Source organism: Pseudooceanicola endophyticus, assembly GCF_018760365.1.
Taxonomy (GTDB): Bacteria; Pseudomonadota; Alphaproteobacteria; order Rhodobacterales; family Rhodobacteraceae; genus Pseudooceanicola; species Pseudooceanicola endophyticus.
Genome location: NZ_JAHIAB010000005.1, coordinates 37,573 through 55,417 on the forward strand (window position 1 = coordinate 37,573; position 17,845 = coordinate 55,417).

The 17,845-nt window shown below is 67.0% G+C and carries 18 protein-coding genes; 9 read left to right on the forward strand and 9 right to left on the reverse strand.

What is annotated here, in order from left to right:
- The first annotated feature begins 38 nt into the window (after positions 1-38).
- Positions 39-842: a serine O-acetyltransferase gene (cysE, locus tag KM176_RS10375; RefSeq protein WP_160896972.1), complete on the forward strand. Its 804-nt coding sequence runs from the start codon at positions 39-41 to the stop codon at positions 840-842.
- A gap of 166 nt (positions 843-1,008) precedes the next feature.
- Positions 1,009-1,671, forward strand: a complete 663-nt coding sequence (locus KM176_RS10380) for a hypothetical protein (RefSeq protein WP_160896973.1) — start codon at positions 1,009-1,011, stop codon at positions 1,669-1,671.
- Positions 1,672-1,728: 57 nt separating this feature from the next.
- Here the strand turns inward: KM176_RS10380 and KM176_RS10385 are convergent, their stop codons facing one another.
- The 6 genes from KM176_RS10385 to KM176_RS10410 form a co-directional block, all read right to left on the reverse strand.
- The gene (locus KM176_RS10385; protein WP_160896974.1) at positions 1,729-3,057 is read right to left on the reverse strand and encodes a pyruvate dehydrogenase complex dihydrolipoamide acetyltransferase; all 1,329 of its coding nucleotides are present in this window, start codon (positions 3,055-3,057) and stop codon (positions 1,729-1,731) included.
- Between the two features lie 12 nt (positions 3,058-3,069).
- The gene (locus KM176_RS10390; RefSeq protein WP_160896975.1) at positions 3,070-4,443 is read right to left on the reverse strand and encodes a pyruvate dehydrogenase complex E1 component subunit beta; all 1,374 of its coding nucleotides are present in this window, start codon (positions 4,441-4,443) and stop codon (positions 3,070-3,072) included.
- Positions 4,444-4,457: 14 nt separating this feature from the next.
- Positions 4,458-5,474, reverse strand: a complete 1,017-nt coding sequence (pdhA, locus tag KM176_RS10395) for a pyruvate dehydrogenase (acetyl-transferring) E1 component subunit alpha (RefSeq protein WP_160896976.1) — start codon at positions 5,472-5,474, stop codon at positions 4,458-4,460.
- A gap of 330 nt (positions 5,475-5,804) precedes the next feature.
- The gene (locus KM176_RS10400) at positions 5,805-6,104 is read right to left on the reverse strand and encodes an FtsB family cell division protein (protein ID WP_160896977.1); all 300 of its coding nucleotides are present in this window, start codon (positions 6,102-6,104) and stop codon (positions 5,805-5,807) included.
- A 157-nt stretch (positions 6,105-6,261) separates the two neighbouring features.
- Positions 6,262-7,185 (reverse strand): fructose bisphosphate aldolase, encoded by a 924-nt coding sequence (locus KM176_RS10405; RefSeq protein ID WP_236045268.1) that lies wholly within the window; start codon positions 7,183-7,185, stop codon positions 6,262-6,264.
- Positions 7,186-7,323: 138 nt separating this feature from the next.
- The gene (locus tag KM176_RS10410; RefSeq protein WP_160896978.1) at positions 7,324-8,493 is read right to left on the reverse strand and encodes a phosphoglycerate kinase; all 1,170 of its coding nucleotides are present in this window, start codon (positions 8,491-8,493) and stop codon (positions 7,324-7,326) included.
- Positions 8,494-8,619: 126 nt separating this feature from the next.
- Between KM176_RS10410 and KM176_RS10415 the strand changes: the two genes are divergently transcribed.
- Positions 8,620-9,126 carry a peptidylprolyl isomerase gene (locus tag KM176_RS10415; protein WP_160896979.1) on the forward strand — a complete coding sequence of 169 codons (507 nt, stop codon included), beginning with the start codon at positions 8,620-8,622 and terminating at the stop codon, positions 9,124-9,126.
- Positions 9,119-9,673, forward strand: coding sequence for a peptidylprolyl isomerase (locus KM176_RS10420; RefSeq protein ID WP_160896980.1), 555 nt, complete (start codon positions 9,119-9,121; stop codon positions 9,671-9,673). The genes KM176_RS10415 and KM176_RS10420 overlap by 8 nt, the downstream gene beginning before the upstream one ends.
- A gap of 132 nt (positions 9,674-9,805) precedes the next feature.
- On the opposite strand, the gene KM176_RS10425 is transcribed toward KM176_RS10420, so the two are convergent.
- Both KM176_RS10425 and KM176_RS10430 read right to left on the reverse strand, forming a co-directional pair.
- Positions 9,806-10,582 carry a TPM domain-containing protein gene (locus tag KM176_RS10425; protein ID WP_215558776.1) on the reverse strand — a complete coding sequence of 259 codons (777 nt, stop codon included), beginning with the start codon at positions 10,580-10,582 and terminating at the stop codon, positions 9,806-9,808.
- Positions 10,579-11,403, reverse strand: a complete 825-nt coding sequence (locus KM176_RS10430) for an isocitrate lyase/PEP mutase family protein (protein WP_160896986.1) — start codon at positions 11,401-11,403, stop codon at positions 10,579-10,581. Before KM176_RS10430 ends, KM176_RS10425 begins: the two co-directional genes overlap by 4 nt.
- Positions 11,404-11,508: 105 nt before the next feature.
- Here KM176_RS10430 and KM176_RS10435 point away from each other — a divergent pair, with 105 nt between their 5' ends.
- Complete coding sequence (locus KM176_RS10435; RefSeq protein ID WP_160896987.1) at positions 11,509-12,288, forward strand: metallophosphoesterase family protein; 780 nt, start codon at positions 11,509-11,511, stop codon at positions 12,286-12,288.
- Here KM176_RS10435 and KM176_RS10440 read toward each other — a convergent pair.
- Complete coding sequence (locus KM176_RS10440) at positions 12,285-12,632, reverse strand: MmcQ/YjbR family DNA-binding protein (protein ID WP_160896988.1); 348 nt, start codon at positions 12,630-12,632, stop codon at positions 12,285-12,287. The two genes, KM176_RS10435 and KM176_RS10440, sit on opposite strands and share 4 nt — an antisense overlap.
- A 234-nt stretch (positions 12,633-12,866) precedes the next feature.
- Between KM176_RS10440 and cysS the strand changes: the two genes are divergently transcribed.
- From cysS to KM176_RS10460, 4 genes are all read left to right on the forward strand, one after another.
- Positions 12,867-14,261, forward strand: a complete 1,395-nt coding sequence (cysS, locus tag KM176_RS10445) for a cysteine--tRNA ligase (RefSeq protein ID WP_160896989.1) — start codon at positions 12,867-12,869, stop codon at positions 14,259-14,261.
- A 136-nt stretch (positions 14,262-14,397) separates the two neighbouring features.
- Positions 14,398-16,026 carry a citramalate synthase gene (gene cimA / locus KM176_RS10450; RefSeq protein ID WP_202398089.1) on the forward strand — a complete coding sequence of 543 codons (1,629 nt, stop codon included), beginning with the start codon at positions 14,398-14,400 and terminating at the stop codon, positions 16,024-16,026.
- 9 nt (positions 16,027-16,035) lie between these two features.
- Positions 16,036-17,025, forward strand: a complete 990-nt coding sequence (locus KM176_RS10455) for an alpha/beta hydrolase (RefSeq protein ID WP_160896991.1) — start codon at positions 16,036-16,038, stop codon at positions 17,023-17,025.
- The gene (locus KM176_RS10460; RefSeq protein WP_236045269.1) at positions 17,000-17,800 is read left to right on the forward strand and encodes a squalene/phytoene synthase family protein; all 801 of its coding nucleotides are present in this window, start codon (positions 17,000-17,002) and stop codon (positions 17,798-17,800) included. The genes KM176_RS10455 and KM176_RS10460 overlap by 26 nt, the downstream gene beginning before the upstream one ends.
- Positions 17,801-17,845 lie beyond the last annotated feature (45 nt).

The window sequence follows — 17,845 nt, forward strand, 5'->3', positions numbered from 1 at the left end:
TCTGATATCCTGCCCCTCAAACATTGGGAAAACATGCCATGGCCAACACGCAAGCAAAGCTCGCCGAGCTGGATCCCGTTTGGGACCGTATCACCCGCGAGGCGAAGGTCGCCATTGCGGATGAGCCGCTGCTCGGCGGTATGGTTCATTCAACCATCCTGCACCACGCCTCCTTCGAACGCGCGCTGTCCTATCGGATCGCGATGAAGCTGGCTTCGGACGACATGCCCGGGCAGCTGCTTCGAGAGATTTGCGACGAGGCGATCAGCGCCGATCCCGCGATCCCCGAAGCCGCGCGGGCAGATATCGTCGCGATCTACGACCGCGATCCGGCCTGCCATCGCTTCCTTCAGCCGCTTCTCTATTTCAAGGGTTTCCAAGCCGTGCAGGCCTATCGCATCGGCCACTGGCTGTGGGAGCAGAAACGCGTCGACCTGGCCTATTTCTTCCAGATGCGCTCCTCCGAGGTCTTCGGGGTCGATATCCATCCGGCGGCCCGGATGGGCAAGGGGATCATGATCGACCATGCCCATTCCATCGTGGTGGGCGAAACGGCCGTGGTGGGCGATAACGTGTCCATGCTGCATTCGGTGACGCTGGGCGGCACCGGCAAGGAAGAGGAAGACCGCCATCCGAAGATCGGCAACGGGGTCCTGATCGGGGCCGGGGCCAAGGTGCTGGGCAATATCAGCATCGGTCACTGCTCGCGGATCGCGGCGGGGTCTGTGGTGCTGAACGAGGTGCCGCCCTGCACGACCGTCGCAGGGGTGCCCGCCCGCATCGTCGGGGAGGCGGGCTGCGATCAACCCTCGATCAAGATGGACCAGATCCACGGCGTCTGACCCGCATCTGATCACGCGTGTTCTTCAGACCCCGCCTTTTTTCTGAGGCGGGGTTTTGCTTTGTCTGGGGGAACGGCCAGTTTCGAACTTTTTTAGAAAGTTTTTTACCAATTTGGCCGCAAATCTCTCTCATCGAGAAAACAATGCTGAAAGAGGCGGGACATCGATGAGCAGAACCTGGGATCAAGAAACCGAACGCACGGTGATCGAAATCGCGCTGAAGCGTCCGGAGGGCAGTCAGGACTGGTTCCTGGACTGGATGAAGGTGCGTTGGCAGGGGGCGTGCAACGTCGTGCGCTGCACGGCGCCCGAGCCGGTGGAAAGCGCCTTCGTTCCGGCCTTCGGGGCTTTGATGCGGCCCTACCTGCCGCCGCGGGGCGCGACCCCGGCGCTGCTGGCCGCCGAGGGGCCGTTTCCCTGCGACATGGTGCAGCTGGCGCAGCTGCGGGTGCTGATCGGCCAGCCGCGCGAGGGGGCCGATCACATGATGCTGCGCTTCCAGCATGCCCTGGGACCGGCGCTGTCGATCCTGGCGCCACGGCTGCGCCCGCAGGAGGCCAGCGCCAGCCAGATGGAGACCCAGGCCGCGCGGATGCTGGCGGACCTTCTGGACCCCTGCCTGAATCTGGCGGCGCTGGATCCGGAGACCGGACGCGATCATGTCCAGGCGGTGGCGGCACAGCTGGAGGCGCTGCGGGGCCGTCATGAGGAGATGAGCTTTTTCAGCCACCTGCTGCGCCGCTTCCTGAGCCACGGGCCGCAGGCCTTCGGGCGGGCGGTGGCCGGGCCGGAGCCTGCCACGCCAAGGCTGCGGGAGCTGCAGCTGTAACGCAAAAGGCCCGCTCCGGAGAGCGGGCCTTCGAGCCGTTGCGGGGCAGGCCCCGGATCAGGCCAGCATCATCATCGGGTTCTCGAGGTTCTCGACGATAACCTTCAGCAGGTCGGCGCCAAGCGCCCCGTCGATCACGCGGTGATCGACCGACATGGTGACGGACATGACCGTTGCGACCTCGATCTCGCCCGCATCATTGACGACGGGCTTCTTGACGCCCGAGCCGACGGCCAGGATGCCTGCATGCGGCGGGTTCACGATGGCGTCGAAATTGTCGATGCCGAACATGCCGAGGTTGGAGATCGCGAAGGAGCCGCCCTGGTATTCATGCGGCGCGAGCTTGCGGTCGCGGGCCCGTTTGGCCAGGTCCTTCATCTCTGCCGAGAGGGCGGAGAGCGACTTCATGTCGGCATCCTTCAGCACCGGGGTGAACAGGCCACCCTCGATCGCCACGGCGACGGCAACGTCGGAGGGCTTGAGCTGGAGGACGCGATCACCCGCCCAGACCGCGTTGGCGGTGGGCACGGCCTGCAGCGCCAGCGCCACGGCCTTGATGATGAAGTCGTTGACCGAGAGCTTCACACCGCGCCCTTCGAGCTGCTTGTTCAGCTGCGAGCGGAACTTCAGCAGCGCGTCGAGCTTGATGTCGCGGCGCAGGTAGAAGTGCGGGATGGTCTGCTTGGCCTCGGAAAGACGCGCGGCGATGGTCTTGCGCATGCCGTCGAGCTTGACCTCTTCGAAGTCGCGGCCCTCGTACATCTTGATGACCTGCTCGGCGGTGGGGCCGGCGGCGGCCGCCTTGGCAACCGGGGCCTCGGCCTTCGGGGCGGGCGCGGCGGCAGCCGGTGCGGCGGCGGGTTTCGCCACGGCGTTTTCCACGTCGGCCTTGACGATGCGGCCATGCGGGCCCGAGCCCGTCAGGGTCGCGAGGTCGAGGCCCTTCTGGGCGGCGATGCGGCGTGCCAGCGGCGAGGCGAAGATGCGCCCGCCATCGGCGGCCTTCGGCGCGGCCGGGGCCGGGGCCGGGGCCGCGGAGCCCCCTGCGGGGGCCGCCTTGGCCCCGGCGTCGGCGGCGGGGGCCGCCTCCGGCGCAGCGGCAGCGGCTTGCGCGGGGGCGGCGCCGATGTCATCGGCACTTTCACCCTCTTCCAGCAGGATGGCGATGGGTTCGTTGACCTTCACGCCTTCCGTGCCTTCCGCGATCAGGATCTTGCCGACAATGCCTTCGTCGACGGCTTCGAATTCCATCGTCGCCTTGTCGGTCTCGATCTCGGCCAGCAGGTCGCCGGCGGCGACGGTGTCGCCTTCCTTGACCAGCCATTTCGCCAGGGTGCCTTCCTCCATGGTCGGAGAGAGGGCAGGCATCAGGATTTCCGTGGGCATGACTCTCTTCCCTTACCGGTAGGTGACTTTCTTCACCGCCGCGATCACCTCGTCCGTGGTGATCAGCGCCAGCTTCTCGAGGTTGGCCGCGTAGGGCATCGGCACGTCCTTGCCGGTGCAGTTGATCACGGGCGCATCGAGGTAATCGAAGGCGTTTTCCATGATGTAGGCCGAGAGGTGGTTGCCGATCGAGGCCACCGGGAAGCCCTCTTCCACGGTCACGCAGCGGTTGGTCTTCATGACCGAGGCGATCAGCGTGTCATAGTCGAGCGGGCGCAGGGTGCGCAGGTCGATGACCTCGGCAGAGATGCCCTCTTCGGCCAGCTTGTCCGCAGCTTCCAGGGCGTATTTCATGCCGACACCGAAGGAGACGATGGTGACATCGCTGCCTTCGCGCCAGATCTTCGCCTTGCCGAAGGGGATGGTGAAGTCATCCACGTCCGGAACGTCGAAGGACTGGCCGTACATCAGCTCGTTCTCGAGGAAGATGACCGGGTTCGGATCGCGGATCGCGGTCTTCAGCAGGCCCTTCGCATCGGCGGCGGAGTAGGGCATGACGACCTTCAGGCCGGGGATCTGCGCATACCAGGCGGCGTAGTCCTGCGAGTGCTGCGCGCCGACGCGGGCGGCGGCACCGTTGGGGCCACGGAAGACCATGGGCGCGCCCATCTGGCCGCCGGACATGTAGAGCGTCTTGGCCGCCGAGTTGATGATCTGGTCAATCGCCTGCATGGCGAAGTTGAAGGTCATGAACTCGACGATGGGCTTCAGCGTACCGAAGGCGGCGCCGACGGCGATGCCGGTGAAGCCGTGCTCGGTGATCGGCGTGTCGATGACGCGCTTCTCGCCGAACTCGTCCAGCAGACCCTGGGAGACCTTGTAGGCGCCCTGGTACTCGGCGACTTCCTCGCCCATGAGGAAGACCGTCTCGTCCGAGCGCATCTCTTCGGCCATCGCGTCGCGCAGCGCTTCACGGACCGTCTGGGTCTTCATCGGGGTGCCTTCGGGCCAGTCGGGGCTGGCGTTCGACTTCGGCGCGGCGGGGGCGGGCTCGGCCGCCTTGGCGGGGGCGGGGGCTTCGGCCTTGGGGGCCTCTTCCACGGGCGCGGCGGCGGGGGCGCTGCCGATGTCGTCGGCGGATTCACCCTCTTCCAGCAGCACGGCGATCGGGGCGTTGACCTTCACGCCCTCGGTGCCTTCCGCGATCAGGATCTTGCCGATGACGCCTTCGTCGACGGCTTCGAATTCCATCGTTGCCTTGTCGGTCTCGATCTCGGCCAGGATGTCGCCCGAGCTGACGGTGTCGCCTTCCTTGACGAGCCACTTCGCAAGGGTGCCTTCCTCCATCGTCGGAGAGAGGGCGGGCATCAGGATTTCGGTGGGCATTCTTCTCGTCTCCCTCAGGCGTCTTGCTCTTGCGGCGCCACTTCGGCGTAGATGTCGGTCCACAGTTCCTCGAGCGCCGGCTCGGGGCTTTCCTTGGAGAACTCGGCCGAGGCGTTGACGATCTCCTTGATCGTCTTGTCGATGGCCTTCAGATCGTCCTCGGTGGCGTGTTCACCGGTCAGCAGCATCTGGCGGACGGCCTCGATCGGGTCGTGCTTCTCGCGCATGTTCTGCACTTCCTCGCGGGTCCGGTACTTCGCCGGGTCCGACATGGAGTGGCCGCGGTAGCGGTAGGTCTTGACCTCGAGGATATAGGGGCCGTCGCCGGCACGGCAGTGCGCGATGGCCTTCTCGCCGGCGGCCTTGACGGCCAGCACGTCCATGCCGTCCACCTGCTCACCGGGGATGCCATAGGCCTCGCCACGCTTGTAAAGCTCGGCCGAGGAGGTCGAACGCTTCTGCGCGGTGCCCATGGCGTACTGGTTGTTCTCGATCACGAAGATCACCGGCAGCTTCCACAGGGCGGCCATGTTGAAGGTCTCGTAGACCTGGCCCTGGTTCGCCGCGCCGTCGCCGAAATAGGCGAAGGTGACGCGCTTGTTGTCGAGGTACTTGTCCGCGAAGGCGAGGCCCGCGCCGATCGGCACCTGGGCGCCGACGATGCCGTGGCCGCCATAGAAATGCTTCTCTTTCGAGAACATGTGCATGGAGCCGCCCTTGCCCTTGGAATAACCGCCCTCGCGGCCCGTGAGCTCGGCCATGACGCCGTTGGGGTCCATGCCGCAGGCCAGCATGTGGCCGTGGTCGCGGTAGGAGGTGACGCGCTTGTCGCCCTCTTCCGCGGCGGCCTCGAGGCCGACGACAACGGCTTCCTGGCCGATGTAGAGGTGGCAGAAGCCACCGATCAGCCCCATGCCATAGAGCTGGCCGGCCTTCTCTTCGAAGCGGCGGATCAGCAGCATGTCGTGGTAGTACTGTTTCAGCTCATCGGCCGAAACGTTCGGCTTGGCTGCAGCTTTGCGGGTCGCCATCAGGTGTCCTCCCCGTATGTGAACCGTGGAATCGGTAAGCGATCTGGGATAGTTTAGTATTAAACTATCCCCTACAGCAATTCCCGGCGGGATGCGAGTGCGAATTTGACGCAAGCACAGGGTAGGGAAGGTTTCCTGAGCTGCAAGAGGGATTTGCGCGGCATTCGCGCGGCCCTGCCCGGGGAATGCCGATGCTGCGCTGCGGCATGAGGCGGGCCGGCCCTTCGGGAATGGCGACTTCGTACCTGTGAAAAAGGCCCGGACGGAGCCGGGCCTGCATCGGGAACTGATCCTGGGTGTGCCGCAGTGCGGCAAGAGTGCCTGGGCGGATTACTGGAGGACGAATTCGTCGCCGCGGATCTGGCCCAGCATGTCGCGCGACTGCTGGTCGAGCAGGTCGATATCAAGGAACTCGTCCGAGAGCCGGCGGGTGCGGTTCTCCATCACGGCGATCTGGTTGTTCAGCCCGTCGAGCCGCGTTTGCAGCTGCTGGCTGTCGGCCTCGACCTCGGCGCGGGCGAAGATGCCGAATTCCCCCTGCACGGCGGCGAAGGTGAAATAGAGGCCCAGCATCAGCACGATGCTGAAGTAGATGAACATCCCGAAGCCCGGGCGTGACTGCGCGCTCATGGTCTACTGCTCCTGTCGGCCCTGGCCGGCTCTCGTCTCTGCGGACGTCTTGGGGGCACTATGGCACAGCCCGGGGGGCGTGGGAATCCCAAAGGCGGGCGGAAATGCGAAGGGGGGCGGTGATCCGCCCCCCTTCGGTGGTTCTTTCGGCACGGGCTCAGCCGGCGACGGAGGCCTTGTAGATGCCCTCGATGGTGGCGGCCAGCGTGGCGTCGAACTCCGCGTCCGACTGCTGGGCCGACAGGCCCTCGGTCAGCGCGCGAGAGAAGGAGGCGATCATGCCGGTCTGACGCGACAGGCGGTCATTGGCCTCTTCGCGCGAATAGCCGCCCGACAGCGCCACGACCTTCATGACCTTCGGGTGATCGACCAGCGCCTTGTACTGGTTGTCGACCTCGGGGATGGTCAGCTTCAGCATGACCTCGATGCCCTCGGGCAGGGCGTCCAGATGCGCCAGGATCTCGTCGCGCAGCAGGGTCTCGGCCTCGGCCTTGTCGGCGATGGAGATCGTCACCTCGGGTTCGATGATCGGGATCAGCCCGTAGGACAGGATCTTCTTGCCGACTTCGAACTGCTGTTCGACGATCTTCTTGATGCCGACCGGGTTCGCCGCATCGACGACCGAGCGCATCTTGGTGCCGAAGATGCCCTTCGACACGGCCTTGGCCAGCAGAGCGTCGATTTCGGGCATCGGCTTCATCAGCTTGACGCCGTCCTCGGCCTCGTCCAGGCCCTTGTCGACCTTCAGGAAGGGCACGACCTGGGTCTCTTTCCAGAGGTATTCTGCGGTGGGCACGCCGTCGATCTCACCATCCATGGTGCGTTCGAACAGGATCGCGCCGATCACCTTCTCGCCGTTGAAGGCCGGGGACTTGATGATCCGGGCACGCATGTCGTGCATCAGCTGGAACATCTCTTCCTCGGAGGAATAGGCGTCTTCCTCGATACCGTAGAGCTTCAGCGCCTTCGGGGTTGAGCCGCCGCTCTGGTCGAGGGCCGCAATGAAGCCGTCGCCGCTGCGGATCTGTTCGGCCATCGCCGGATCGGTCTTGACCTTTTCGGCCTGCATCGTGTCGCTCATGTCAATCGCCTGAAATTATAAGGGTTCATGAAAAGGCGGGGCACTCCTCCGCCCGCTTCCCCCTGTCTAGGCGACAGGGGGACCATCTGCAATTGAGGTTGCGCTAACGCACCTCCTGCGGGCGGACATTCCGCCGGATCAGGCCTCCAGCGCCGCAACGCCGGGCAGAACCTTGCCCTCCATCCACTCCAGGAAGGCACCGCCCGCGGTGGAAATATAGGTGAAGTCCGCCGCCGCGCCCGAGGCGTTCAGCGCCGCCACCGTATCGCCGCCACCGGCAACCGAGGTCAGCGAACCGGCTCTGGTCAGTTCCGCCGCCTTGAGGGCCGCGGCATTGGTCGCGGTGTCGAAGGGCGCGATCTCGAAGGCGCCGAGCGGGCCGTTCCAGATCAGTGTCTTGGCCTCCTCGAACGCCTGGGAGATCCGCGCGACCGCCTCGGTGCCCGCATCGAGGATCATCGCATCCTCGGGGCATTCGCCCGCGCCCACGGTCTCGCAATCTGCACCGGCCTTGAATTCGCGCGCGACCACGACGTCGGAGGGCAGGATGATCTCGCAGCCGATGTCCTGGGCCTTCAGCATGATCTTCTGGGCGGTGTCGGCCATGTCTGTCTCGGCCAGGGACTTGCCGATGGGCAGGTGCTGGGCGACCAGGAAGGTGTTGGCCATGCCGCCACCGATCACCAGCTTGTCGACCTTCTCGATCAGGTTCTCCAGCAGGTCGAGCTTGGTCGAGACCTTGGCGCCGCCGACGACCGCTATCACCGGGCGTACCGGATCGCCAAGCGCTGCTTCCAGCGCCTCAAGCTCGGCCTGCATCAGGCGCCCGGCGCAGGAGGGCAGCTCGCGCGCGATGGCCTCGGTGCTGGCATGGGCGCGGTGCGCGGCGGAAAACGCATCGTTGCAGTAGATGTCGCCAAGGGCGGCGATTTCCTTGGCGAAGGCGGGGTCGTTCTTTTCCTCGCCCGGGTAGAAGCGGATGTTCTCCAGCAGCACCACGTCGGCCTCGATCCCGGCGAGCGCGGCGAAATCCTCCGCGAAGGCAACGTCCTGACCAAGCGCCGCTTCCAGCGCGGGCAGGGTGACCTTCAGGCTCATCTCGGGGACGACCTTGCCCTTGGGGCGGCCGAAATGCGCGATGAGCAGCGCCTTGCCGCCCTTGGCCACGATGTCCTTCACGGTGGGCACGATTCGCTCGATCCGGGTCGCGTCGGTGACGCGGCCATCTTCGACGGGGACGTTGATGTCGACCCGCACCAGAACGCGCTTGCCTGAAATATCCATGTCATCAAGGGTTTTCCAGCCCATGAGGTCCTCTCCTTTAACCAATTCCGGTGATTTCTCGCCCGCCGTAACGCGAGGGTCAACAGGCTGTGCTTGGCAATCGGCGCGTCAGTTAATATTGCTGGCGCAAACATGTGGAAGGAGAGGCAAATGGCCGAAATCAAGGATCCCGAAAACACGATCCTCATGGAGCTCAAGGGCGGCACGGTCGTGATCGAGCTTCTGCCCGACGTGGCCCCCAAGCACAGCGAGCGCATGAAGGAACTGGCGCGCTCGGGTCAATACGACGGGGTGGTCTTCCACCGCGTGATCGAAGGCTTCATGGCGCAGACCGGCGACGTGGCCAACGGCAACAAGACCGGCGACTTCAACCTGCGCATGGCGGGCACGGGCGGTTCCGACCTGCCGAACCTGCCGGCGGAATTCTCGCGTCTGCCGCATGACCGTGGCACCCTGGGTGCCGCGCGCAGCCAGAACCCGAACTCGGCCAACAGCCAGTTCTTCATCAACTTCACCGACAACCACTTCCTGAACGGTCAGTACACGGTCTACGGCCGCGTCATCGACGGCATGGAACATGTGGACGCGATCGTGCGCGGCGAGCCGCCTGCGGATCCCGACATCATGATCTCGGTGAAGGTTGCCGCGGATGCGTGAGCTTCTGCTGGCCGTTGCGTGCATGGGGGGGCTTGCCGGCCCCGCCCTGGCGACCGGCCTGGACATCCAGATCGCGGGCGAGGCCAACGGCACCGTCCATATCGATCTGTATGACAAGAAAGCTCCGAAGAACGTGGCGCAGGTGGTCGAGCTGGCGAAGGAAGGGGCATATGACGATGTCTACTTCCACCGCGTGATCGACGGCTTCATGGCGCAGACCGGCGATGTCGAATACGGCAAGGTCGGCGGCGACATGCGCATGGCCGGTCGTGGCGGCTCGCATCTGCCCGACCTGCCGGCGGAATTCACCGACATCCCCTTCAAGCGGGGCACGGTGGGCATGGCGCGCAGCCAGGATCCGAACTCGGCCAACAGCCAGTTCTTCATCATGTTCGCCCCGGGCGACTTCCTGAACGGCCAGTACACGGTCATCGGCGAAGTGACCAAGGGGATGGATGTGGTCGACAAGATCAAGCGCGGCATGGGCCAGAACGGCTCTGTCACCGGAGAGCCGGACCGCATGGTCAAGGTCACCGTGACCGAGTGACCCGGAGCAGGATCTGCGGCGCGGGCGGGGATTTCCCCGCCCGTTCGCGTTTCGAAGGGCGCTCGGGGCCCGTCCCGAAAGCGTTGCCGCAGAAAGACTTTTCCCGGAAAGCCTTGCCTCGAAAGATCCGTCTCAGGCGCCTTCGCGGGCCGGGGTGGCGGGATCGGGCAGGATCAGTTCTTCTTCGCGCTGGTGATTGCAGTAGAGGCAGTAGGTCAGGCTGGTTTCGCGGTCTGCCCGGCGGTCGATCTGCCGGCGCAGCCCGCCGCGGCGGCGGCAGTTCGGACAGGGCTGGGCGGCCAGCCGCATCAGGTTGACCCGGCGCCGCATCATCGCCAGCAGCCCGGCCACCGCAAAGATCACGGCGGCCACGTAGTGCAGCGGTGCGGGCTGGCCGTCGGCACGCTGCCCCTCGGCGAAGGGCCGGGCGATGCGGTCACGGGCGGCCAGCGCCCCGGCGATCAGCCCGTCGCCGATCCGGCCCTGCCGCGCCGCCGGCAGCACGGTGTCCGCGACGATGTCGCGGGCGATCCGGTCCCAGTGCCGGTTATAGCCTGCGCCCAGCTCGATCCGGGCCTCCAGCGGGGCGGCGATCAGCAGCAGCAGGATGCCGTCCTGCCGGCGGATATCGCCGATCTCCCAGTCGCGCAGCATCCGCTGGCTGAACTGCAACAGGCTTTCCCCGCTGTCGAAATGGCGCAGGTCGGGCAGCGCGACGACGTCGATCTGCGCCCCGGTCATGCGCCGGGTCACCTGCAGCTCGTGGCGCAGTGCCTCGGCGCGGTCGGGCGGCAGCACCCCCGCGAAATCGTTCAGATAGCTGCAGACCGGATCCGGCAGGTCCTGCGCCACCGCCGGAGCCGCCGCACAGGCGGCCAGCAGGGCGAGAAGGCGCAGGGCGCGCCTCATTCCGATGCGGCCCCGGCTTCCAGCATGTGATCGACCGCCTCTCCGGCCACCGATTTCTTCAGCCGCGAGAAGGAGCCATCCTCGTAGACCTCGTTCATCGCATCCAGGATTGCCCGGTGGGTCACCCGCGCCAGCGCCGAGCCGAGCGAGATCCGCGCCACCCCGATACGGGCGAAATCGGCGCGCGCGTAGCTGGCCAGCGTCCCCATGGCCAGGGCGTTGACCGGGGCGCCGGCCTCCTGCACCACGCGTTCCAGATCCTCGAAATGCGCGAGCCCCGGCACATAGACGCAATCGGCCCCGGCCTCTGCGAAGGCGCGGACGCGGGCGATCGCCTCGTCCAGGTCGTAATGGCCCTGCACCAGCCCGTCGGCGCGCGCCACCAGCACCATGTCGCGGGGCAGGGCGCGGATCTGGGCGGTGGCGGCGCGGATGCGCTCCAGCGCCAGGGCGTGATCATAGGCGGCGGCGCCGCCCCGGGTGACATCCTCGATCGAAAGCCCGGCCAGGCCGGTCTCGGCGGCCAGGCGCAGGGTCTCGGCGACGGTCTCGGGATCGTCGCCGAAGCCGTTCTCGAAATCGCCCGAGACCGGCAGGTCGGTGGCGGCCACCATCGCCTCGGCATGGGCCAGGGCCTCGTCGCGGGTGACTGCGCCGTCGGGCTTGCCGACGGTGAAGCCGAAGGCGGCGGAAGAGGTGCCGATGGCCTGGGCGCCCATCGCCGCCAGCATCCGGGCCGAGCCCAGGTCCCAGGCATTGGCCAGGACGAAGGGGTGGCCGGGCTGGTGAAGCGCGCGGAACGCGGGGCCGGGATCGTGCATGGTTCGCCTCCTGAAGATCGGTCCGCGAAAGGGTTTCGCAGTTCTTTCGGCAGTGCAAGGGGTTTGCGCTTGCCACAATGACGCGGACCGGCAAGGCTTCGCGCCATGAGGACGCTTGCGACAAGACGATTTGCGCCCCTGGGGGGCCGGTTCGCGGTACTGGCCGATATTCACGGCAATGCCGATGCCCTGCGCGCCGTGCAGGCAGATATGGCGCAGTTCCAGCCCGAGGACGTGCTGGTGCTGGGCGATCACTTCAGCGGGCCGCTGGATGCGGCGGGCACGGCGGGGCTGCTGCTGCGGCACCGCATCCTGGCGCTGCGCGGCAATCATGACCGCTACCTGCTGGAGCAGTCCCCGACCGAGATGGGGCGTTCGGACCGGGTGGCTCTGGAGGCACTGGAGGATGTTGCGCTGGACTGGTTGGCGGGCCTGCCCGAGGTGATGGATTTCGGCGATGTCTGGGCCTGCCACGCGATGCCGGGCTGCGACGATGTCTACTGGACCCACGAGGTCGCCCGCGACGGCACCGTCAGCCTGCGCCATGTCGACGACATCGCCGCCGAGGTCGCGGCGGCGGGCATCGGGGCCTCTCTGATCCTGTGCGCCCATACCCATCTGCCGGTGACGCTGCGCCTGCCCACCGGGCAGATCCTGCTGAACCCCGGATCGGTGGGCTGCCCGGCCTACGAGGACGAGCTTCCGGTGCCTCATGTGATCGAGACCGGCCATGCCCATGCCGCCTGGGCGCTGGTGGAGCGCCAGGGCGATCACTGGTCGATCACGCAGCGCTTCGTGCCCTATGACACCACCCAGATGGTGGCCCGGGCCCGCGCCCATGCCCGCTGGGACTGGGCGCGCGCGGTGGAGACCGGGTTCCTCTAGTCCGGGCGCGGCGCCAGCATCGCCTGGACCTTTTTCGGCAGGCCCGCGCGGATCAGGTCGTAGGACAGCAGCACCCTGTCGCGCATCAGCCCTTCGTCGCAGCCCCAGGGCAGCAGCACCCAGCTGGCATGAAGGTAGGGCGCGCGTTCGGCCGTGCCGTCCTCGATCAGCAGGCGGGCGAAGGCGGTGTCGCTGCACTTGACCGAAACGCCCCGGTCCTGCGCGCCGATGCTGGCAAAGATCTTGCCGCCCACCTTCCAGACCGCATGGCCGCCGCCCCAGGGGTCGGAAACAGCAGCCCCCGGCAGCGGCTGGCAGATCGAGGTGACGAAAGCGCGGCTCATGCCCCGCAGCATTGCCACGCTTGGGTGACAAATCAAGGCTTGGCAGGGGCGGGGGGCTTCGTTATGAACGCGGCCATGACGAAGCGCTGCATCATTACCGGCTGCATTATCCCCTGCTGAGATACTTCTCGCGGGCCGCTTCTCGTTTCCCCTCTCAAAGGATCCTGTAAGCCGCCCGCGGGCGGAGTGCCTTTGCGGACATGCCCGGCCCGAGCGGCCCGACAGGAGCGAGACATGGTCGAGATCAAGCTGCACAACTCCCGCACGCGGAAGAAGGAGATTTTCACTCCGATTACCGCCGACAACGTGCGGATGTATGTCTGCGGGCCGACGGTCTATGACCGCGCGCACCTGGGCAATGCGCGGCCCGTGGTGGTCTTCGATACGCTCTACCGCCTGCTGCGCCATGTCTACGGCACGGATCACGTGACCTATGCGCGCAACTTCACCGACGTCGACGACAAGATCAACGCGACCGCGCTGGCGCGCAAGGAAGCGGGGGCTGCGGGCACGCTGGAAGAACTGATCGCCGAACGCACCGCCGAGACGATCGCGTGGTATCATCAGGACATGGATGCGCTTGGCACCCTGCGTCCGGATCACGAACCCCGCGCCACCGCCTTCATCGGCCAGATGGTCGAGATGATCTCCGGGCTGGTCGAAAACGGCCATGCCTACGAGGCCGAGGGGCATGTGCTGTTCTCGGTCGCAAGCTACAAGGCCTACGGCGCACTTTCGGGGCGTTCGGTCGAGGACATGATCGCCGGTGCCCGGGTCGAGGTCGCGCCCTACAAGCGCGATCCGATGGATTTCGTGCTCTGGAAACCCTCGTCCGATGATCTGCCGGGCTGGGCCAGCCCCTGGGGCCGGGGCCGTCCGGGCTGGCATATCGAATGCTCGGCCATGAGCTACGAGCTGCTGGGCGAGAGCTTTGACATCCACGGCGGCGGCATCGACCTGCAGTTCCCCCACCACGAGAACGAGATCGCCCAGAGCTGCTGCGCCCACCCGGAGGCGGGTTTCGCGCGCTTCTGGCTGCACAACGAGATGCTTCAGGTCGAGGGCAAGAAGATGTCCAAGTCGCTGGGCAACTTCTTCACCGTGCGCGATCTTCTGGACAGGGGCGTGCCGGGCGAGGTGATCCGGATGGTCTTCCTTGGCACCCATTACGGCAAGCCGATGGACTGGACCGAAAAGAAGCGCGAGGAGGCCGAGACCACCCTGCGCAAGTGGCGGGTCCTGGTCGAGGGCGTCGAGGCGGGAGAGATCTCGGGTGCGGTGCTTGCGGCGCTGGCCGATGACCTGAACACCGCCGGCGCCCTGGCCGAGCTCCACCGGCTGGCCGGTGCGGGCGATGCGGCGGGGCTGAAGGCCTCGGCCGCGCTGATGGGCCTGCTGGGCGAGGAATTGGGCGATTGGGCCGCCGCCCCGGAGGCGGATCTTTCCGGGCTGGCCGGGGTGCTGGCCGCCGCCCGCGCCGCCGCGATGGAGAGCAAGGATTTCTCGGAGGTGGACCGTCTGAAGCAGGCGCTGCTTGCCGCCGGGGTCGAGGTGCGGATGTCCAAGGCCGGGGTCGAGCTGATCCCCGGTGCGGGCTTTGATGCCGCGAAGCTGGAGGGGCTGGCGTGACGCATCGGGCAGGCCGGGCAAGGGGGCTGTCTGCCCCCTCTGGCGCGCGGGCGCGCGCCATTCACCCCCGAAGGTATTTGGAACAAGAAAATGATCAGGGCCGGGGGCCATGGTGCGCTCTGGCGGGAGGAGCCTGATGGACCGTCTCTATCTTTACGACACCACCCTGCGCGACGGGCAGCAGACCCAGGGCGTGCAGTTTTCCACCGCAGAGAAGATCCGCATTGCCGGGATGCTCGACCTGCTGGGGGTCGATTACATCGAAGGCGGCTGGCCCGGGGCCAACCCCACCGACAGCGCCTTTTTCGAGGCCGCGCCCGAGACCCGGGCGCAGATGACCGCCTTCGGGATGACCAAACGGGCCGGAGTCTCGGCCGAGAATGACGACGTGCTGGCCGCGGTGGTGAATGCCGGCACCGGGGCGGTCTGCCTGGTGGGCAAGACCCATGATTTCCATGTCACCACCGCGCTTGGCATTTCCCTGGAGGAGAATGTCGAGAACATCGCGCGTTCGGTGGGCTACCTGGTGTCGCTGGGGCGCGAGGCGCTGTTTGACGCCGAGCATTTCTTCGATGGCTGGAAGGCCAACCGGGATTATGCGCTGGAATGCATTCGCGCGGCGCTGGCGGCGGGCGCGCGCTGGATCGTGCTGTGCGATACCAATGGCGGCACGCTGCCCGTCGAGACCGGGGAGATCGTGCGCGAGGTGATCGCGGCGGGCATCCCGGGGGATCGGCTGGGCATCCACACCCACAACGACACCGCCAACGCGGTCGCCTGTTCGCTGGCCGCCGTCGATGCCGGGGTGCGCCAGATCCAGGGCACGCTGAACGGTTTGGGCGAGCGTTGCGGCAACGCCAACCTCATCACCCTGATCCCGACGCTGCTGCTGAAGGAACCCTATGCCAGCCGCTACGAGACCGGCGTGCCGCGCAGCGCGCTGGCAGAGCTGGTGGGGGTGTCGCGCAAGCTGGACGACATCCTGAACCGGGTGCCGGTCAAGCAGGCGCCCTATGTCGGGGCTTCGGCCTTTGCCCACAAGGCCGGGCTGCATGCCAGCGCGATCCTGAAGGATCCCTCGACCTACGAACATGTCGACCCGGCGATCGTGGGCAACGAGCGGGTCATCCCGATGTCGAACCAGGCCGGCCAGTCGAACCTGCGCCGCCGCCTGGCCGATGCCGGTCTTGCCGTGCCAAAGGGCGATCCGGCGCTGGCCGGGATCCTCTCGGAGGTGAAGCGGCGCGAGGATGCGGGCTATACCTACGACAGCGCCCAGGCGAGCTTTGAGTTGCTGGCGCGCAAGGCGCTTGGCCAGCTGCCCGCCTTCTTCGAGGTCGAGCGCTACCGTGTCACCATCGAGCGGCGCAAGAATGCGAAGGGCCAGGTGATCAGCGTCTCGGAGGCGGTGGTCGTGGTGCATGTCGACGGCGAGAAGATCCTCTCGGTCTCGGAAAGTTCGGACGGGGACGGCAATGATCAGGGGCCGGTGAACGCGCTGTCCAAGGCGCTTGGCAAGGATCTGGGCAAGTACCAGTGCATCATCGACGACATGCGGCTGGTGGACTTCAAGGTGCGCATCACCCATGGCGGCACCGAGGCCGTGACCCGTGTCATCATCGACAGCGAGGACGGCGAGGGCCGGCGCTGGTCCACCGTCGGTGTTTCGGCCAACATAGTCGATGCCTCCTTCGAGGCGCTGGTCGATGCGGTCACCTGGAAGCTGCTGCATGCGCGCTCTGTCCAGGGGGCGGTGCAGGGCTGAGGGGGACGGATGGACGGTGATTCCTTCCGCGACCTGGTGCAGCTGGCGGTGGCGGTGGGCATTGTCCTGCCGCTGGGGCTGATCCTGTCGCAGCCGCGCGGGCGGATGCCGGGGCGTGGTGGCCTGGATTTCTCGGGGGTGCTGGCGGCGGGGCATCCGCCGCTGCCGCTCGGGCGGGTGGCGCTGCGCGACGGGCTGGAGCTGCCGGTGCGCCGCCTGGAAGGCCCCGAGGGCGCGCCGCTGGTCATCGCGCTGCATGGCTCTGGCTGGCATGGCGGGCAGTTCGACGGGCTGGCCCCGCTGCTGGCGCGCCATGCCGACGTGGTGATCCCGGATCTGCGCGGCCATGGCCGGGCTCCGGGGCGGCGCGGCGATGTCGATCACATCGGCCAGCTGGAGGAGGATATCGTCGATCTGATCGGTGCCTTCGCCCGGCCGGGCCAGAAGGTCGTGCTGCTGGGCCACAGTTCGGGCGGCGGGTTGGCGGTGCGCTTTGCCGGCGGGGCTTTCGGCAGCCGCATCCATGGCGCGGTGCTGCTGGCGCCCTATCTGGGATGGAAGGCACCCACGGCGCGGCCCGCTTCGGGGGGCTGGACGCGGGCCATGCCGCGGCGGATGATCGGCCTTGGCATGTTGAATGCCCTCCGTATCCATGCCTTCGACCGGCTGACGGTGCTGCAGCTCGACATGCCGGAGGAGGTGCTGAACGGGCCGCAGCGCGATCTGGCGCGCACCGCCTATTCCTGGCGCATGGTGCTGTCCTACGGGCCGCGCCGGGACTGGACCCGCGACGTGGCGGCGCTGCCGAAGTTCCTGCTGTTGGCGGGCGAGAAGGACGAGGCCTTCCGGGCCGGTCTTTATGCCCCCGCGATGTCCGCCGTGACCCGGCGGGGCGATTATCACTTGCTGCCGGGGCTGGGGCATCTCGATCTGGTCGAGGCCCCGCCGGTGGCGCAACTGGTCGGAGAGTTCCTTGACCGCATCCGAAACGACGACTGAGTGGACCGATGATCTGACCGCCTGCGCCGAGCTGGTCGAGCGTGGCGATCCGGAGCGGTTCCGCGCCGTGATGGCCGCCCCGGTGCCGGCGCGCGCGGTGCTGTTTCCGCTCTATGCCTTCAACATCGAGGTCAGCCGCGCCCCCTGGGTCACCCAGGAGCCGATGATCGCCGAGATGCGCCTGCAATGGTGGCGTGATGCGCTGGAGGAGATCGGGCAGGGCAGTGGCATCCGCCGGCACGAGGTGGTGACGCCGCTGGCGCTGCATCTGGATGCCACCGGGGCGCATCTGCTGGACCGTCTGATCGTGGCGCGGATCTGGGATGTCTGGAAGGACCCGTTCGAGGACGAGGCGGCCTTTCGCGACTATCTGGATGCGACCTCCGGGCACCTGCTGCGTGCCGGCGCCGGGATGCTGCGCGCCGATCTGCCCGAGGCCCAGGCCCGGCAGGCCGGCTTCGTGCTGGGGCTGGCGAACTGGTTCCGCGCGGTGCCCGCGCTGGAGGGCTCGGGGCGGCAGCCGCTGGTCGATGGGCGCGAGGGGCATGTGGCGGAACTGGCGCAGGAGGCTCTGGCAGCGCTGAAGGACCTGCGTGCGGCGCGCGGCCAGGTGGACCGGGCGGCGGCGCCACTGATGTTCGGCCTGCCGATGGCCGAGGCGGTGCTGAAGCTGGTCGTGCGCACGCCCGCGCGCGTCAAGGATGGCGCGCTCGAGGTGGCGCCCTTCGCGCAGAAGCTGGGGTTACTGAAGGCCGGCGCCTTCGGGCGCTGGTAGGGCGAAGGGGCTGGTAGGCGGGGGCGCGATCAGGGCGGAGGCGTG

Bases quoted from the DNA above. Each gene is read 5' to 3' on its own strand.
- cysE (WP_160896972.1), top strand. From the start codon at position 39: ATGGCCAACACGCAAGCAAAGCTCGCCGAGCTGGATCCCGTTTGGGAC.
- KM176_RS10380 (WP_160896973.1), top strand. From the start codon at position 1,009: ATGAGCAGAACCTGGGATCAAGAAACCGAACGCACGGTGATCGAAATC.
- KM176_RS10385 (WP_160896974.1), bottom strand. From the start codon at position 3,057: ATGCCCACGGAAATCCTGATGCCTGCCCTCTCTCCGACCATGGAGGAA.
- KM176_RS10390 (WP_160896975.1), bottom strand. From the start codon at position 4,443: ATGCCCACCGAAATCCTGATGCCCGCCCTCTCTCCGACGATGGAGGAA.
- pdhA (WP_160896976.1), bottom strand. From the start codon at position 5,474: ATGGCGACCCGCAAAGCTGCAGCCAAGCCGAACGTTTCGGCCGATGAG.
- KM176_RS10400 (WP_160896977.1), bottom strand. From the start codon at position 6,104: ATGAGCGCGCAGTCACGCCCGGGCTTCGGGATGTTCATCTACTTCAGC.
- KM176_RS10405 (WP_236045268.1), bottom strand. From the start codon at position 7,185: ATGAGCGACACGATGCAGGCCGAAAAGGTCAAGACCGATCCGGCGATG.
- KM176_RS10410 (WP_160896978.1), bottom strand. From the start codon at position 8,493: ATGGGCTGGAAAACCCTTGATGACATGGATATTTCAGGCAAGCGCGTT.
- KM176_RS10415 (WP_160896979.1), top strand. From the start codon at position 8,620: ATGGCCGAAATCAAGGATCCCGAAAACACGATCCTCATGGAGCTCAAG.
- KM176_RS10420 (WP_160896980.1), top strand. From the start codon at position 9,119: ATGCGTGAGCTTCTGCTGGCCGTTGCGTGCATGGGGGGGCTTGCCGGC.
- KM176_RS10425 (WP_215558776.1), bottom strand. From the start codon at position 10,582: ATGAGGCGCGCCCTGCGCCTTCTCGCCCTGCTGGCCGCCTGTGCGGCG.
- KM176_RS10430 (WP_160896986.1), bottom strand. From the start codon at position 11,403: ATGCACGATCCCGGCCCCGCGTTCCGCGCGCTTCACCAGCCCGGCCAC.
- KM176_RS10435 (WP_160896987.1), top strand. From the start codon at position 11,509: ATGAGGACGCTTGCGACAAGACGATTTGCGCCCCTGGGGGGCCGGTTC.
- KM176_RS10440 (WP_160896988.1), bottom strand. From the start codon at position 12,632: ATGAGCCGCGCTTTCGTCACCTCGATCTGCCAGCCGCTGCCGGGGGCT.
- cysS (WP_160896989.1), top strand. From the start codon at position 12,867: ATGGTCGAGATCAAGCTGCACAACTCCCGCACGCGGAAGAAGGAGATT.
- cimA (WP_202398089.1), top strand. From the start codon at position 14,398: ATGGACCGTCTCTATCTTTACGACACCACCCTGCGCGACGGGCAGCAG.
- KM176_RS10455 (WP_160896991.1), top strand. From the start codon at position 16,036: ATGGACGGTGATTCCTTCCGCGACCTGGTGCAGCTGGCGGTGGCGGTG.